Origin of the sequence: Pseudomonas sp. LH1G9 (assembly GCF_002949975.1) — a bacterium.
Classification (GTDB): domain Bacteria; phylum Pseudomonadota; class Gammaproteobacteria; order Pseudomonadales; family Pseudomonadaceae; genus Aquipseudomonas; species Aquipseudomonas veronii.
On record NZ_CP026880.1, the window covers coordinates 1,743,206 to 1,759,070 of the forward strand.

At 60.1% G+C, this 15,865-nt stretch carries 16 protein-coding genes and 1 pseudogene; 7 read left to right on the forward strand and 10 right to left on the reverse strand.

The features are described from left to right. Positions 1 to 32: 32 nt before the first annotated feature. The 3 genes from C5F70_RS08295 to C5F70_RS08305 all read right to left on the reverse strand — a co-directional run bounded on the left by C5F70_RS08295 (position 33) and on the right by C5F70_RS08305 (position 2,856). Positions 33 to 551, reverse strand: a complete 519-nt coding sequence (locus C5F70_RS08295) for an AAA family ATPase (protein WP_102618900.1) — start codon at positions 549 to 551, stop codon at positions 33 to 35. Continuing rightward, a complete protein-coding gene (gene pnuC, locus C5F70_RS08300) occupies positions 548 to 1,114 on the reverse strand; it encodes a nicotinamide riboside transporter PnuC (protein WP_104903080.1) in 567 nt (188 codons plus the stop codon). Before pnuC ends, C5F70_RS08295 begins: the two co-directional genes overlap by 4 nt. A gap of 107 nt (positions 1,115 to 1,221) precedes the next feature. Next, the gene (locus tag C5F70_RS08305; protein WP_017847252.1) at positions 1,222 to 2,856 is read right to left on the reverse strand and encodes a methyl-accepting chemotaxis protein; all 1,635 of its coding nucleotides are present in this window, start codon (positions 2,854 to 2,856) and stop codon (positions 1,222 to 1,224) included. 230 nt (positions 2,857 to 3,086) lie between these two features. Here C5F70_RS08305 and C5F70_RS08310 point away from each other — a divergent pair, with 230 nt between their 5' ends. Both C5F70_RS08310 and C5F70_RS08315 read left to right on the forward strand, forming a co-directional pair. Further along, positions 3,087 to 3,917 carry an undecaprenyl-diphosphate phosphatase gene (locus C5F70_RS08310; RefSeq protein WP_104903081.1) on the forward strand — a complete coding sequence of 277 codons (831 nt, stop codon included), beginning with the start codon at positions 3,087 to 3,089 and terminating at the stop codon, positions 3,915 to 3,917. Beyond that, positions 3,914 to 4,297, forward strand: a complete 384-nt coding sequence (locus tag C5F70_RS08315) for a DUF1294 domain-containing protein (protein WP_017847254.1) — start codon at positions 3,914 to 3,916, stop codon at positions 4,295 to 4,297. The genes C5F70_RS08310 and C5F70_RS08315 overlap by 4 nt, the downstream gene beginning before the upstream one ends. On the opposite strand, the gene C5F70_RS08320 is transcribed toward C5F70_RS08315, so the two are convergent. Together C5F70_RS08320 and C5F70_RS08325 are read right to left on the reverse strand one after the other, a co-directional pair. Continuing rightward, positions 4,286 to 4,642, reverse strand: coding sequence for an MmcQ/YjbR family DNA-binding protein (locus C5F70_RS08320; protein WP_017847255.1), 357 nt, complete (start codon positions 4,640 to 4,642; stop codon positions 4,286 to 4,288). The genes C5F70_RS08315 and C5F70_RS08320 overlap by 12 nt on opposite strands. Continuing rightward, positions 4,639 to 5,547 carry a LysR substrate-binding domain-containing protein gene (locus C5F70_RS08325; RefSeq protein WP_017847256.1) on the reverse strand — a complete coding sequence of 303 codons (909 nt, stop codon included), beginning with the start codon at positions 5,545 to 5,547 and terminating at the stop codon, positions 4,639 to 4,641. Before C5F70_RS08325 ends, C5F70_RS08320 begins: the two co-directional genes overlap by 4 nt. Positions 5,548 to 5,671: 124 nt before the next feature. On the opposite strand from C5F70_RS08325, the gene C5F70_RS08330 reads away from it, so the two are divergent. Both C5F70_RS08330 and C5F70_RS08335 read left to right on the forward strand, forming a co-directional pair. Continuing rightward, the gene (locus tag C5F70_RS08330; RefSeq protein ID WP_104903082.1) at positions 5,672 to 6,283 is read left to right on the forward strand and encodes an FMN-dependent NADH-azoreductase; all 612 of its coding nucleotides are present in this window, start codon (positions 5,672 to 5,674) and stop codon (positions 6,281 to 6,283) included. Positions 6,284 to 6,512: 229 nt separating this feature from the next. After that, entirely contained in the window at positions 6,513 to 7,550 is a 1,038-nt protein-coding gene (locus tag C5F70_RS08335; RefSeq protein WP_026140063.1) for a dienelactone hydrolase, read from the forward strand. On the opposite strand, the gene C5F70_RS08340 is transcribed toward C5F70_RS08335, so the two are convergent. The 4 genes and pseudogenes from C5F70_RS08340 to C5F70_RS08355 all read right to left on the reverse strand — a co-directional run bounded on the left by C5F70_RS08340 (position 7,544) and on the right by C5F70_RS08355 (position 11,352). Continuing rightward, positions 7,544 to 8,719, reverse strand: coding sequence for an MFS transporter (locus C5F70_RS08340; protein ID WP_057005542.1), 1,176 nt, complete (start codon positions 8,717 to 8,719; stop codon positions 7,544 to 7,546). The two genes, C5F70_RS08335 and C5F70_RS08340, sit on opposite strands and share 7 nt — an antisense overlap. A gap of 156 nt (positions 8,720 to 8,875) precedes the next feature. Then, a complete protein-coding gene (locus C5F70_RS08345) occupies positions 8,876 to 10,462 on the reverse strand; it encodes an ABC-F family ATPase (protein WP_026140064.1) in 1,587 nt (528 codons plus the stop codon). 20 nt (positions 10,463 to 10,482) lie between these two features. After that, positions 10,483 to 10,799 (reverse strand): annotated as a pseudogene (locus tag C5F70_RS30985) (site-specific integrase); the annotation flags it as partial. Positions 10,800 to 10,944: 145 nt separating this feature from the next. Beyond that, a complete protein-coding gene (locus C5F70_RS08355) occupies positions 10,945 to 11,352 on the reverse strand; it encodes an FMN-dependent NADH-azoreductase (RefSeq protein WP_104903084.1) in 408 nt (135 codons plus the stop codon). Between the two features lie 277 nt (positions 11,353 to 11,629). Between C5F70_RS08355 and C5F70_RS08360 the strand changes: the two genes are divergently transcribed. Beyond that, complete coding sequence (locus tag C5F70_RS08360) at positions 11,630 to 12,442, forward strand: bifunctional 2-polyprenyl-6-hydroxyphenol methylase/3-demethylubiquinol 3-O-methyltransferase UbiG (RefSeq protein ID WP_104903085.1); 813 nt, start codon at positions 11,630 to 11,632, stop codon at positions 12,440 to 12,442. A gap of 135 nt (positions 12,443 to 12,577) precedes the next feature. Here C5F70_RS08360 and C5F70_RS08365 read toward each other — a convergent pair whose 3' ends face one another. Continuing rightward, positions 12,578 to 12,964 (reverse strand): TIGR03067 domain-containing protein, encoded by a 387-nt coding sequence (locus C5F70_RS08365; protein WP_104903086.1) that lies wholly within the window; start codon positions 12,962 to 12,964, stop codon positions 12,578 to 12,580. A 386-nt stretch (positions 12,965 to 13,350) separates the two neighbouring features. Here C5F70_RS08365 and C5F70_RS08370 point away from each other — a divergent pair, with 386 nt between their 5' ends. Both C5F70_RS08370 and lpxO read left to right on the forward strand, forming a co-directional pair. Continuing rightward, a complete protein-coding gene (locus C5F70_RS08370; protein WP_026140065.1) occupies positions 13,351 to 14,694 on the forward strand; it encodes an LPS O-antigen chain length determinant protein WzzB in 1,344 nt (447 codons plus the stop codon). A gap of 259 nt (positions 14,695 to 14,953) precedes the next feature. Further along, positions 14,954 to 15,853 (forward strand): lipid A hydroxylase LpxO, encoded by a 900-nt coding sequence (lpxO, locus tag C5F70_RS08375; RefSeq protein WP_017847265.1) that lies wholly within the window; start codon positions 14,954 to 14,956, stop codon positions 15,851 to 15,853. Positions 15,854 to 15,865: the final 12 nt, after the last annotated feature.

Below are 15,865 nucleotides of genomic sequence, written 5' to 3' on the forward strand. Positions count from 1 at the left end.
TGTTCTTGCGTTTTTCGCGAGCAAGCTCGCTCCTACAGTATCTGTTTGACGGCTGCGAAGGCTTTGGCGCGGCGTTCTTCCCAATTTCCCCTGATCACCACCAGGGCCTGGCGATGCTGCTGCATCCAATCCAGGCTGTGCTGGAAAAACGCCTGGCGGTCGGCCAGTTCCGGCTGGCAACGCTGGCCGTCGGCGGTCCATTCCACGTCGTCGGGGGACAGCAGCAGGTGCAGGTCGTAGTGGCGGGCCAGCAGTTCGTCGTCAAGCCATGTCGGATAGTCGCCGAACAGGGTCTGGCTCCAGAGTCTGTTGGTCAGCAGGTGCGTGTCGAGGATCAGCAGCGCAGGGCGCTCGGCGCGGGCGGCATCTTCCCAGGCCAGTTGTCCACGGGCGATGGCCGGGATGTCGGCCAGCGTGGTGTCGCGCTGATGGTGGTCGATGAAGTGCCGCACGTACTCGCCCACCATCAGCCCGCCGAACTGCATTTGCAACTGCGCGGCCAACCAGCTTTTACCGCTGGATTCGGGGCCGGCCAGGACCACCACCTTCATGCGCGCAACGCCGCGTCGGCACGCCATTCGCGCCAGCCTTGCACGGCGATCGCGGTGAACAGCGCATAGAGCGCGGCGGTGAGGTAGAGGCCTTTATAGAGGAACAGCCCGACGAAAATCACATCCACGACAATCCACAATGGCCAGCACTGCACGCGCTTTTGCGCCATCCACATCTGCGCCACCAGGCTGAAGCCGGTGAGGGCGGCGTCGAGCCAGGGTTGGGCGGCGTCGGTCCAGTGAGCCATGGCGGCGCCGAGCAACAGGCTGCCGACCGCGCCGATAGCCAGGCTGGTGAGGATCGCGGGCCAGCCCAGGCTGGTGACCTGGCGACCTGGCTTGATGTCGGCGACGCGTCGGGTCCACTGCCACCAGCCGTAGACTTGCAGGGCGGCGTAGACCACCTGCAACAGCATGTCGGAATAGAGTTTCACGTCGTAGAACACCCAGGTGTAGAGCAGCACCATCACCAGGCCGATGGGCCAGCACCAGGGGTTTTGTTTGACCGTCAGCCAGACAGCGATCACCCCCAGCGCGGCGGCGAACAGTTCAAGCCCGGACATGGTGGTTCCTTGGGAGAGAGGGAAAGGGCGGGGATTGTAACCAATCTTCAAAACACAGGAAGGCAAATGTGGGAGGGAGCTTGCCCCCTCCCACAGTTTGAGTGGCGTCAGACTTTGAATTGACGCAGCAGGCCGTCGAGCTGCTCGCTCAACCCGCGCAAGTGTGCGCTGGCCACGCTGGACTGTTCGGCCGCCACTGCCGTGTTGTGGGACAACCCGGCGGCCTGGGTCACGTTCTGGTTGATGTCCTCGACCACGTGGGCCTGTTGCAGGGTGGCGCTGGCGATCGAGGCATTCAGGCCATTGAGGTTGCGCAGGGCCTGGCCGATGGCGGTGAGGCTGGCCCCGGCCTGGCCGGCCTGTTCGATGGTCAGTTGCGACGCGCTGTGGCTGTCGCTGATGACCTTGACCGCCGCTTCCGAGTGACCTTGCAGACGTTCGATCATGACCTGGATTTCAGCAGTGGATTTCTGCGTGCGTTGGGCCAGCAGCCGCACTTCGTCCGCCACCACCGCAAACCCGCGGCCTTGCTCACCGGCACGCGCGGCTTCGATGGCGGCGTTGAGGGCGAGCAGGTTGGTCTGGTCAGCGATGGAGCGGATCACTTCGAGCACGCCACCGATCTGCGTGCTTTCGCTCGACAGGGTGCGAATCACTTCCACGGCCTGGCTGATGGTGGTGGACAGTTGGTCGATCTGCTGCAAGCTGCTGTCGATGTTCACTTGGCCTTGCTCGGCCTGGGCCTGGGCATCGCGCATTTCGCTGGCGGCGTGCTCGGCGTTCTTGGCCACGTCCTGCACGCCGTAGGTGACTTCATTGACCGCGGTGGCCACCAGTTCCATCTGTTGCGACTGTTGCTGGCTGCGGTCGTGGGCCTGGCTGGCGTTGTTGCCCAGCTCAGTGGAGGACTGGCCCAGCGCATTGGCGCACATCTGCAACTGGCCGACGACGTGGCGCAGCTTGGCGGTGAAGCTGTTGAAGTGCTGGGACAGTTGAGTGACTTCGTCGCGGCCATGGGTGTCGAGGCTGCGCGTCAGGTCGCTCTCGCCGCTGGCGATACTGGCCATGGCATTCACGGCGGCCTGCAGCGGGCGCACGATGCTGCGCACAATCAACGAAACCAGCAGGGCCATGACCACGGCGATGCCCAGGCCGACCCCCGAGGCTTTCCACACTTGCGCGTTGAATTCGGCTTGCACGTCATCCACATACACGCCGGAGCCGATGATCCAGCCCCACGGTTCGAACAACTGGATATACGAGGTTTTTTCTATCGGCGTATCGGCACCCGGCTTCGGCCAGCGGTAATTGACGATACCGGCACCCTTGGCCTTGGCCAGGCTCACGAACTCGTTGAATATCGCAAAGCCGTCCGGGTCGCGAATCGACGAGAGGTTCTGGCCATCGAGCTTGGGGTTGGCCGGGTGCATGATCATCACCGGCGTCAGGTCGTTGATCCAGAAATATTCGTCTTTGTTATAGCGCAGGCCGCGCACCGCGCTCAGGGCTTGTTTTTGTGCCGCTTCACGGGGCATGACGCCGCTGGTTTCGAGGCTGTGATAAAACGTCAGGATTCCACTGGCGGTCTGTACGACGTGTCGGGTCTGCAGGCTTTTGGCTTCATAGAGGTCGTCATGGATCTGTTTGAGCATCAGCAAACCCAGGGCCAACAGCATCAACACGGCAACTACCAGGATCAACCAGAGACGGCGGCTGATCGACATATTGCGTAAACTGTTCATCGTCCTGTCACTCCGTACTTTTTATAATTGTCGGCGCTGCATCGACTTTTACGCCTTGTCTGATAGGCTTTCGGCCTGAAATCGAAAAACCTGAGTACTGCCTGATTTTTCACGGAATTTTTGCAGACCGGCGTTGATTATCAGCACCGGGCCTTTTTGTGCGCTCGTCGTCAGTGAACCATTAAAAAGACTAACGAGGCTTGTCTTAGAACAAGACCTTTGGGGGACGTATGGATTTGTGGACCGCCGCACAGGCGTTGATACTCGGCGTGGTAGAAGGGCTGACGGAGTTTTTGCCGGTCTCCAGTACCGGCCACCAGATTATCGTCGCCGATTTGCTTAACTTTGGTGGCGAACGCGCCATGGCGTTCAACATCATCATTCAGCTGGGTGCGATTCTGGCGGTGGTCTGGGAGTTTCGCCGCAAGATCCTCGACGTGGTGACCGGTTTGCCGACCCAGCGCAATGCGCAGCGCTTTACCGTCAACCTGCTGATCGCATTCCTGCCGGCCGTGGTGCTGGGGGTGATTTTCGCTGACCTGATTCACCATTACCTGTTCAACCCGATCACCGTCGCCACGGCGTTGGTGGTGGGCGGCATCGTGATGTTGTGGGCCGAGCGGCGCGAGCATGAAGTGCATGCCGAGAGCGTCGATGAGATCAGTTGGAAGGACGCGCTCAAGGTCGGTTTTGCCCAGTGCCTGGCGATGATCCCGGGCACCTCGCGCTCGGGCTCGACCATTATCGGCGGCCTGCTGTTCGGCCTGTCGCGCAAGGCCGCCACTGAGTTTTCGTTCTTCCTGGCCATGCCGACCATGGTCGGTGCGGCGGTGTATTCGGGCTACAAGTACCGCGACCTGTTCCAGCCGGCTGACCTGCCGGTGTTCGCCATCGGGTTTGTCACCTCGTTCATCTTCGCGATGATTGCGGTCAAGGGCCTGCTCAAGTTCATCGCCAGCCATAGCTATGCGGCATTTGCCTGGTATCGGATTGCATTCGGCTTGCTGATCCTGGCGACCTGGCAGTTCGGCTGGATCGATTGGTCTGCGGCCAAGGCATGATGATTCAGCACCCACGCCTGAAGGCGCTGATCTTTGCGCTGTTGTGCGCGGCGCCGTTATTGGGCTCGGTATTGGTGTGGCATCGCGGCGAGACCGTGCTGCCGCTGGCGGCCTATGGCGTGGTCAGCGTGATTGCGTTTTTGCTGTACTGGAGCGACAAGCACAAGGCGCGTACCGACGCTCGGCGCATTCCCGAAAACATCCTGCACGCCGTCGAGCTGGCGGGCGGATGGCCGGGGGCGCTGATTGCCCAGCAGGTGTTCCGGCACAAGACGCGCAAGGTCTCGTATCAGGTGCTGTTCTGGGCAATCGTGCTGTTGCATCAGGTGTTCTGGCTTGACCAGTTGTTCCTCAGCGGCACGCTGGGGTCAGTCCTCTAGCAACAACCCGATCTGCGTGCGCTTGGGCAACTTGCTCACCACCAACTGGTGAGAGCGCTGCAACAGGCCACGCAACTCCTCGGTGCCCAGCGGGTAGGGCGTGTTCATGATGATCCACTGCGCGCGCGCCAGGTACGGCGCCGGGTGGATGCCCGGGCGGTCCACATGGCCGAGGAACAGTTCCTTGTCGACCTTGAACGCCAACGAGTCACCCCGCAGGTTCTGCAAGGCGAACATCTTGTTGCCGGCAATCGAAAACACTCGCACGCCACCCCATTTATAGTCTTCCCGCGCGCCGGGCAGGCTCAGGCAGAAGTGCGCGACTTGTTCTTCGGTCATGCTCATAACAGGCGGTCTCCACAGCTTTTAAAACCTTCTTCCAGGTAATCGATCCACGCACGAATCGCCGGCAGCACGCCACGGCGATGCGGGTACACGGCCTGCAACCAGCCGCCCGGCAGCGACCATTGCGGCAGCAGTTGCACCAGTTGGCCGCTGGCCAGTTCTTCTTCGCAATACATCATCGGCAGCACGGTGAAGCCCAGGCCCTTGAGTGCGCTGGCTTTGCGCACAATGAAATCATCGATGCCCAGGCGGGCTTCCATCACCAGGTCTTCTGCGTTGCCTTGGGGGTCGAGCAGGCGCAGGTGGACCATGCGGTCGGCTTCCAGGGCGCCGAGCACCGGCAATTGTTTGAGGTCGTCGAGGTTGTCGACCTGTCGGCCGCGCATGAAGTCCGGGCTGGCGACCAGCAGCGTTTGGGCCTGGCGCAGGCGCTTGGTGACCAGCAGCGGGTCTTCATCGCCGAGCTCGCGCACCCGCAACGCCACGTCAATGCCTTCGGCCACCAGGTCGACGCGGCGGTTGACCAGGGTCATTTCCAGCTGCACCTGGGGGTGGGCGGCGAGAAACCCGGCGACCAGCTCCGGCAGGATGTGCTGGGCCATGCCCACCGGGCAACTGACCCGCAGCCGCCCGCGGGGTTCGCTGGACATGCTGGCCACGGCCTCGTCGGCCATTTCCGCTTCCAGCAGCATCGCCTGGCAATGGCGCAGGTAACGCTCGCCGACGGCGGTCAGGGTCAGTTGCCGGGTGGTGCGCTGCAGCAGGCGCGCGCCAAGGCGTTCTTCCAGCTCGGCGATCCGTCGCGACAGGCGTGACTTGGGAATCCCCAGCAGGCGCCCGGCCGCCGCGAAGCCGCCGGCTTCCACGACTTTGGCGAAATAGTAGAGGTCATTGAGGTCTTGCATGCTCGGCCTATTGTCCTGTCAGTAGGACGAACTATCGCATTTCAACTACCTTATCGGCTATTGGTTTCATGCGTAGGCTTAACACCATCTGATTCGCACCGCTGATCTTATTTGGAGCTTACCCATGAAACTGTTGCACATCGATTCCAGCATCCTCGGCGACAACTCGGCTTCGCGCCAGCTCAGTGCCGGCGTGGTCAAGGCCTGGCAAGCGGCCGAGCCGGGTGTGGAAGTGACTTACCGTGACCTGGCCAGCGAAGCGATCAACCACTTCTCCGGCGCCACCCTGGCTGCGCTGGGCACGCCGACCGAACTGCGCGATGCCGCGCAGCAGCACGAAGCCGACCTCAGCGCGTCGACCCTGGCTGAGTTCCTCGCCGCCGACGCCGTGGTGCTGGGCGCGCCGATGTACAACTTCACCATCCCGTCCCAGCTCAAGGCCTGGATCGACCGCATTGCAGTGGCCGGCCAGACCTTCCGTTACACCGAAGCCGGCCCGGAAGGCCTGTGCGGCAACAAGAAAGTCATCATCGTCTCCACGTCCGGCGGCCTGCATGTTGGCCAGGCAACCGGCGTGGCCCACGAGGAATACTTGAAAGTCATGCTGGGCTTCCTCGGCATCACCGACATCGAATTCGTCCGCGCCCAGGGCCTGGCGTATGGCGATGAGTTCCGCAGCAAGTCCCTGAGCGACGCCAACGTTGTCATCAACGAACAATTGTTCGCCGCCGCGTAAGGCTTGTGTAAATTTCGCTGTTGCTCGGTTTCAATCTGAAGCCGGGCGCCTAAACTCTGTATTCTGCTCGCCTGAACGCGACCGGAGTACGGAGTTTTTTCGTTGGCCCGCTGTCTTTACTTTGGCCCAGGTTATGCACGCATGGGTTTATCACTCGGTGCGAGTACCTTGAACCATGGACATCTTGAATAGACATGCCGGTTATCGCGCAGCAAAGGTGGACATCCTCATGATGCGTCTTTGTGCTGTTTTGGTTCTTTCCCTGCTTGGTGGCCTGGTTTCAGTGCACGCCGCGCCTGCGCCGCACCCGCATTGGAGTGTGGGCTTCCACCGCATGAGTTTTCTCGACCCGCTGGATCTGCAGCCGATGAATGCCATCGCGTTCTATCCGTCCACCGACGTTGAGCACACCACCCGGGTGGGTGGGTATCACGTGGCCGCCACGGAAGATTCGAAGATCGCTATCGGCCGTTTCCCGATGCTGATGCTGTCCCACGGCAACACAGGAACGCCGCTGGCCCTGCATGACCTGGCGACCTCCCTGGCGCGCAAGGGCTTTGTAGTCGTGGCGGTGCTGCACCCTGGCGACAACTACAAGGATCACAGCCGCCTGGGCACGTTGAGCAACCTGTATGGGCGGCCGATCCAGATTTCCGAAGCGATCACCGCGACCCTGGGCGACCCGATGCTTTCACCGTTCGTCAACGTCGACCAAGTGGGTGTCATCGGCTACTCGGCCGGTGGCGAAACCGCGTTGATCCTGGCGGGCGCCAAGCCCGATTTCGACCGCCTGCGCCGCTATTGCCAGGAGCGTCCGGAAGACCGCGACGCCTGCACCACCAAAGGCGAGCTGGTGGTGGACCGTGATGACTTGCAGCCACAAGCCGACCCACGCATTCACGCGTTGATGTTGATGGCGCCGCTGAGCTTGATGTTCGGGCGCCACACCCTGGCCGACGTCCACGTGCCGGTGCTGCTCTATAGCGGTGATGGCGACAAGCTGGTGGCGGTGGACAAGAACGCCGCCGCCCTGGCGCGCAAGCTGCCCGAACCGCCGGACTTCAAATTGCTGGCCGGGGCCGGGCATTTCGTGTTCATGGCGCCCTGCGACAGCGATCAACTGGCGCTGATGCCGGCGATCTGCACCGATGCCGATGGCGTCGACCGCGAAGGCATTCACCGCGATCTGACCTCCGAAGCCGGGCGCTTTTTCGCTCACACCCTCGGGCGATCCACCCGTGCCGGCCTGCAGACGGCGGATCAGTAAGCGCGACGTTTGAGCAGCAAAGTCACGCCCAAGGCGCTGAGCGACAGCAGTGCGGCGCAGAAGAAGATCCAGCCGTAGCCGAGGTTCAACGCCACCGCCCCCATCAAGGGCCCGGCAATCGCCAGGGCCAGGTCGAAAAACACGGCGTAGGCACTCAGCCCCGCGCCACGGCTGCTGTTGGGCACCTGCTTGATCGCTTCCACGCCCAGCGCCGGGTACACCAGCGACAAACCGAAGCCGGTCAGCCCTGCACCGATCAATGCCACGCCGGTAGACGGCGCGAGCCACAACAGCGTCAGGCCCAGGGTCTCGATGATCATGCACCCAATCGCCGCGCGGAAGCCGCCAAAGCGGCTGATGGCCGAGATAAACACCAGGCGCGAAACGATGAAACACACGCCAAATACCGTCAGGCAATAGGCCGCGCCAGCCCAGCCGCGATTGAGGTAATACAGGGTGATAAAGGTGGTCAGGGTGCCGTAGCCGATGGACGCCAGGCACAGGCTGGCGCCAAACGGGGCGATACGCCCGAACACCGCCCAGAACGGCAGGCGCTCGCCGCGGACCACCGGCACGGACGGTTTATTGCGGATCAGCACCAAGCCCAGCGCCGCCAGCACCGACAGGGCGATGCCAAGGCTGTTGTAGCCGTATTCGGCGACCATTACCACGCCCAGCGGCGCGCCAATCGCGATGGCGCCGTAGGACGCAATGCCGTTCCAGGAAATCGAGCGCCCCGTATGCTCGGCGCCGACCTGGCCCATGCACCAACTGATGGTGCCCACGCCAATCAGGCCCTGGGCCACGCCGAGCAACAAACGAGCGACGATCAGGATGCCCAGGCTCAACAGCGGCAGGCTTTGCAGCAGTGTTGCCAGCAGCGTCAGCCCGCCGCTGGCCAGGATGCCGCCCAGGCCGAGCACGATTGCGCGTTTGGTGCCCACGTTATCGGACATGCGCCCGGCCATGGGGCGGCTGAGCAGGGTGGCGAGGTATTGCGAACCGATGGTCAGCCCGGCCACCACCGCACTGAAACCCAGTTGCTCGTGTACGTAGCCTGGGATCACCGCGATCGGCAGGCCGATGCAGATAAAGGCAATAAAGGTGTAGAAGACGATCGAGACGATCTGCAGGGTGATCGACAGTGAACTCGGGGCGGCGGCAGACATGAGCACTCGTTCGCGGGCGGGCGGTGAGGGCATCATCGCAAGGGCTCGGGGGAAAAGAAAGCACCCTAACTATCAACCTGGCTGACCGACAGATACAAAAAAGCCCCGTCGCAGTGGACGGGGCTTTTTCTTGTTGCTAACAGCTGATCGCAGTGCTTAGAAGACCACGCCTTGGCTGCGCAGGTAGTCGTCATAGGTGCCGCTGAAGTCGATCACGCCGTTGGCGCTCAACTCGATGATGCGGGTGGCCAGGGACGATACGAACTCACGGTCGTGGCTGACGAAGATCAGCGTGCCCGGGTAGTTTTCCAGTGCCAGGTTCAGCGCTTCGATGGATTCCATGTCCAAGTGGTTGGTCGGTTCGTCCATGATCAGCACGTTGGGCTTTTGCAGGATCAGCTTGCCGAACAGCATGCGACCTTGTTCGCCACCGGAGATGACCTTGACCGACTTGAGGATCTCGTCGTTGGAAAACAGCATGCGCCCCAGGGTGCCGCGGATCACTTGCTCGCCCTGTGTCCACTGGCCCATCCAGTCGAACAGGCTCATGTCGTCTTCGAAGTCGTGGGCGTGGTCCTGGGCGTAGTAGCCCAGTTCGGCGGCGTCGGTCCACTTGATGCTGCCGGCATCCGGCGTCAGTTCGTTGACCAGGGTGCGCAGCAGGGTGGTCTTGCCGATACCGTTCGGGCCGATGATCGCCACGCGCTCGCCGGCTTCAACCTGAAAGCTGAAGTCCTTGAACAGCGGCTTGCCGTCGAAGCCTTTGGCCATGCGATCGACGATGACCGCCTGGCGGTGCAGCTTTTTGGTTTGTTCGAAACGGATGAACGGGCTCACACGGCTCGAAGGCTTGACCTCGGCCAGCTGGATCTTGTCGATCGCCTTGGCACGGGAAGTGGCCTGCTTGGCTTTCGAGGCGTTGGCCGAGAAGCGGCTGACGAAGGATTGCAGTTCGGAGATCTGCGCTTTTTTCTTGGCGTTGTCCGACAGCAGTTGCTCGCGGGACTGGGTCGCCACGGTCATGTACTCGTCGTAGTTGCCCGGGAACAGGCGCAACTCGCCGTAGTCCAGGTCAGCCATGTGGGTACATACGCTGTTCAGGAAGTGACGGTCGTGAGAGATGATGATCATCAGGCTGGAGCGCTGGGTCAGGATGTTTTCCAGCCAGCGGATGGTGTTGATGTCCAAGTGGTTGGTCGGTTCGTCGAGCAACAGCACTTCAGGGTCGGAGAACAGCGCCTGGGCCAGCAATACGCGTAGTTTCCAGCCGGGGGACACTTCGCTCATCGGGCCGAAGTGCTGTTCCAGGGGAATACCCAGGCCCAGCAGCAGTTCACCGGCGCGGGATTCGGCGGTGTAGCCGTCCATCTCGGCGAACTCGGTTTCCAGCTCGGCCACGGCCATGCCGTCGTCTTCGCTCATTTCCGGCAGCGAGTAGATGCGATCGCGCTCGGCCTTGACCTTCCACAGTTCTTCGTGACCCATGATCACGGTGTCGAGCACGGTGAATTCTTCGTAGGCGAACTGGTCCTGGCGCAGTTTACCCAGGCGCACATTCGGTTCCAGCATGACCTGGCCGCCGGACGGGTCCAGGTCGCCACCGAGGATTTTCATGAAGGTCGACTTGCCGCAACCGTTGGCACCGATCAAACCATAACGGTTACCGGCGCCGAATTTGACCGAGACATTCTCGAAGAGCGGCTTGGCGCCGAACTGCATGGTGATGTTAGCTGTGGAGATCAATTACTTTACCTATCAATAGCTTAGGGTGCGCTTATTTGAGCTGGGACCAATTTGGGACCAATCTGGAGCTCTTCCGATTCGCTCCAGTCCGAGCTTGGGTTGATCCAACGCGCATAAGTCGAGAGCAGCATCTGCGCACGATGGCCGAGCTGCTGGGAAATGAAGGCGGGGTTCATGCCAGACATACTGCATATTGTCGCATAGGTGTGACGACAGTTGTATGGCGGTCGACGACGGATGTTCAACACTTTCGGTGTTGGAGTCCCCTGTAGTGCAGGTCGGTCGTCTGCTTCACGCACTCCGAGTGCGTCGGTGGCGAGAAAATCAACGGCATTTTCAAGTCGGATAAAAGGTCCAGTCGGAGTCGCAACTTTTTGGGCAGAGCGAAACGCGTACCGCTCAGTTGCTGCCGCATAAGTGAATCCCCGTTTAACCACACGTAGTCGATCGAGCAGAGTCGTATGGCTAAGGAAAACAGCCGTCTAAACCAGCGACTTTTGAATTTGATGATCAAATGTCTCTAGAAAGTCCTGCATGCTGAGTTCTCCGAGATCTACGGTTTTAGCGCCGCCGGCCGCGATAAAGGTTATGTCAGTGATACCCAGGACGTTCAGGATCAGTTTCAAATAGTGGGTCGCAATGTCACGGTCTTTAATCGGCGAGTCGTCGGTATATACACCTCCCGAGGCGAGCAGCACTGTTGCTTTTTTACCGGTCACCAGTCCTTTGCCATCAACGCCCAGGGTCAGGCCTTTACGCACCACATGATCGCCCCAGGCCTTGAGTGCCGCAGGGACGTTATAGTTGTAGACGGGTGTTGAAATAACCAAGTGATCGGTTTCCAGCAACTCGGCCGCAAGTTCATCGGATAGTTGCAACACCGCTTTCATTTCAGGCGAATGTTGGGGGGGGGAAGTAAGCCTGTAACCAGGGGGCTGTCACGAAGGTCAGCGGGGTGTCCGTTAGATCCCGTATTTAGGCAACGCAGGCCGATGGTTGCTGAATGACCTGACCCGTCGTCTGTGCCTGTGAGGGTACGAAGATGACCGAGGTCGGCGGTTTGGTGACCTGGGCCGGGAGATAAGTTCGGCCGCAGGCGAGGGTTTCATCTGACGAGCAATTGGCTTATTTTCCGTAGCTCACTGTAACCGACTTTCTGGAGACGCAATGGACATGCCCTCAGCCCAGCAGGCGATTGCCAGCAACAAGGACGCCTGGGACGAATCCGCCCAGATGCACAAAGACACGGACACCTGGAGGGCGCTGCTGGCCTCGGTCGCCGAACCGGATTTTTCGTGCCTGGACCCGACTCTCACCGCCTTGTTGCAAGATGTCGGTGTTGCCGGCAAAGACGTGGTGCAGCTGTGTTGCAACAACGGCCGCGAAAGCTTGTCGTTATTCGGCCTGGGCGCACGCACGGTCGTCGGCGTGGACCAATCCCGTGCCTTTCTCGATCAGGCTCGGGAACTGGCGGCACTCTCACCCTACAGCCCGGAATTCATCGAAACCGAGATCCACCATTTGCCCGAGCGCTTGCACGCACGCTTCGATATCGCCCTGGTGACCATCGGCGTATTGGGCTGGATGCCGGATGTGGCGCGGTTCATGCGCCAGGTCGCCACAACGCTGAAGCCCGGCGGCACCCTGGTGATGTACGAAACCCACCCGTTCCTGGAAGTGTTCGACCCGCTGGCAGCCAATCCGCTGCTGCCTGCCAGTTCGTACTTCCAGCGTGAGCCTTTTGTGCTGCAAGAGTCGATCGTCTATGAAGGGCAGAGCGCAGTCGCGGGGCCGACGTCCTACTGGTTTGTACACACGCTGGGCAGTGTGGTCAGCGCAGCGATTGCGGCGCGGTTGCAGATCGCTCATCTGCAAGAGTACCCGCATTCAAATCGCGAAGAACTCTACGACCAGTACGAGGATCAGGCGGCCCAGTTGCCGCTGTGTTTTACCCTGACGGCGACCAAGCGCCTGCCCTGAGCTGTTTTGCGCGTAAAAAAAGCCCGCCGGGGGAGGCGGGCTAAGGGATTCACTGGAGTAGGTAGGCTTCACCCTATAGACCGGAAGGTGAATGCTTTGTGAAAATCCCGTCGCAAGTTCAGATGGGCGCGGGGCTCAGGATCGACGCACGAATGTACGCATTGTCTGCCCGGGGCCGGTGCTGAATACACACGGTCGCGGCATGCCTTCATCCGCCGCGATGAATACGAACTCGTCTCCTTCCAGGCGGTAGCTGGCCGGCAGCAGCTTGCCCGCGTCATCACCCATGGCATCGATCCAGGTGATGCTTTTGGGATGGGTGGTGCTGTCCAGGAAGAATCGGCCGGCCAGTAGTCGTTTGCCATCAACGGTGAGCACTTCAAAGTGATCGTCGGTAAGGGTGGTGATTGCACCGGGGGCGCTGTGGGCGTCGGGCGGGTTGAGCACGCCGCTGTCTTCGAGCGAGACCTGCTGCCATGTGCCCTGCAGGGCTTGGTAGTCCGAGTCGAGAATGGATGTCATACAAATTCCTTTTTGTTGAGGCGCATAGCGCTGAATAGCGCGACCGAACGGTCAGAAAAAGCCGGGTATATACAGGTTTATCCGTAGGAAGCTTCGTGTTATCAGGCTTTTATCGCGATTTTTTCGAGTGCGAGCAGCTATTTAACAAACTTTTGACTATTCTTGTGACAAGAATATTCCTACTTGATGAACGCCAGTGGCAATGATCGCTTGAATGAAGGGAAACAAACTTTAATAGCGTGGGATTTTTCGTCTGACTGAGTGGTCAGATAGCGATTGGTTAGCCTGCTCTGTGGGCTTCAGGGCGTTGTCCCTGATTCTTTACTGGGGTATTCAGGTTTTTGACGGTGATGGCCGTTTAGTATCATTTTTAAGGTGCTTTCATTTTGAATCGAACTTCCCCGCATACTGTTTCTAGCTCTTCAGATGAAATCGACCTGCTTGAACTGTTCCACTCGATTTGGCAGCAAAAAAAACTGGTAGTGGGGTGTACGATTCTGGCGGGCGTGCTGGGCGTCGGTTATGCCTTCCTGGCGCCGCGGACATATGAGGTCAGCAGTGTCTTGCGCCCGGCGGCGATCAATGAACTGGATGCATTGAACCGTTCCGAAGTCTACAAGTTGCCGCCGGCCGATGCGTTGTCGAAGGTGGGCGCGCAGTTGGACTCTTATGAGGCGAGGCTGGGCTTTTTCAGATCCCATGAGCAATTGTTCACTGCGTTCCAGAAGCCTGGGCAAAGCCTGGAGCAGAGTTTTGAAGACTTCAACCGCAACTCGGTCAACTTGATTCTGCCGGACCCGAAAAAGTCAGACTCGTTGAGCAGTTATATCCGCCTGGAGTTGCAGTACCCGAGCGATGTGGACGGTGTGGCGATTCTGAACGGCTTTGTCGACTACGCCATTGCGGCGGAGCGCGAACAAGTCGGTGCGGACCTCAAGGTGATCGTCAACAACCGCCTGAATGAACTCAAAGGCAAGATCGACGCTGCGCGCGCCAACTACGATACCGATAAGGAATCGAAGATCGCCAAGCTGTTGGAAGATGACCGACTCAAGCGCGCCCAGTTGCAAGATGAACTCAGTGCCCTGCGCCTGCAGATGAAAATGGAGCGTACCAACCGCCTGGCAGAGCTGTCGGAAGCCATTGCCATCGCCAAGTCCATGGGTATCAAAACGCCGACCACGCCATCGTCCATGGCGGATGCCGCACGAGGCGGTTCGAGCCAGGTGATGCGTACCGAGGTCAACAACCAGAAGATCCCGCTTTTCTTCCTCGGCACCGAGGCCCTGGAGGCCGAGCGCGTTGCGCTACAACAGCGGACCAGCGACGACTTTACCAACCCTCGCGTCGCCGAGATCGGCAAGGAGTTGCAACTGCTGGAGGTCAACCGTGAGGTTGAAGTGCTGCGCAAGCGTGGGAATGAAGACATCTTCCTGCAGGATGTTGAACCGCTTCGTGCTGAAGTTGCGCGCTTGCGTAATCTCAACATCGACATGAGCAACCTCAAGCTGGTCACCGTCGACCGCCGCGCCCAGGAGCCTCTGGCGCCGATCAAACCGAAAAAAGCCCTGGTGATCGCCTTGAGCCTGGTCGCGGGGTTGATCCTCGGCTTGTTCATCGCACTGGTCCGCCATTTTGTGCTGACCCGGCGCGAAACCGTGCCTTATTCGAGCTTGGAAGACGGGCGCTTTTCCCGGCGTGAGCGCAAGGATGATCAGCCGCTGCCGTAACGTTTAATGCGAAAGGGCTTGTCCCATGACAAGCCCCCGTGCCCCCTCCAATTACAATCAGTGGACAGCTTTTCACAATTCTTAGTTAACCTTTAGTTACAAATTGTGGCTAAATATCGGGCGATGGTTATGAACCGAAGGGCTATCCGCCGGTCGTGCCGCCTGTATGTGAATTGTGATTTCATGTGCTGCTATCCAACCTCGGCCGTCGTGGGCCCGCAGGAGCAGCCTGTTTTCTCCTGACTTGTGACGAAATCCATTGAAACTCATTATTGTTTTCCTCTACGTTGCCTCTATTGCGTATGTCCACCTGCGTGGCCGGGTTCGGCATAAACTGAGACGCCAGCTCAGCGATCACTCTACGTTCCTGGCGCCGATCAACTGCTTTCTCTACCTGTTCTCCAAGCTACCCAGCCGACCGTATCTCTCACCCAGCGACTTCCCGGACCTGAGCCCACTGCAGGAGCATTGGGAAGAAATCCGCCAGGAAGCCCATACCCTGATGCAGGCGGGCGCGATCAAGCGTTCGGACCAATACGACGACGTTGGTTTCAACTCGTTCTTCAAGTCGGGTTGGAAGCGCTTCTACCTGAAATGGTATGGCGACAGCCACCCCTCGGCGATGAAGCTGTGCCCGCGCACCACCGAGTTGCTGCAGAGCATCGGCTCGGTCAAGGCCGCGATGTTCGCCGAGTTGCCGCCGGGCTCCAAGCTGGTGCGCCACCGCGACCCTTACGCCGGTTCCTATCGCTACCACCTGGGCCTGGATACCCCCAACGATCCGGGGTGCTACATCAATGTGGACGGCGAGAACTACTCCTGGCGCGACGGCGAACCGGTGATGTTCGACGAGACCTATATCCACTACGCAGAAAACGCCACCCAGAAGAACCGCATCATTCTGTTCTGTGACGTCGAGCGGCCAATGAAGTACCGCTGGGCGGCCGCGTTCAACCGCTGGTTCAGCCGCACGGTGATGGCCGCCGCCGGCGCGCCGAACGACGCGGGCGACAAGACCGGCGGGCTGAACCGTGCGTTTAGCCGCTTGTACAAAATCCGCCTGCGCGGCAAGGAACTCAAGAAGCGTAACCGCACGCGCTACTACCTGGAAAAGTGGGCGATCTTCGCGGTGCTTGCGCTGATCTTCATCCTGATCTGAACCTCGACGTGG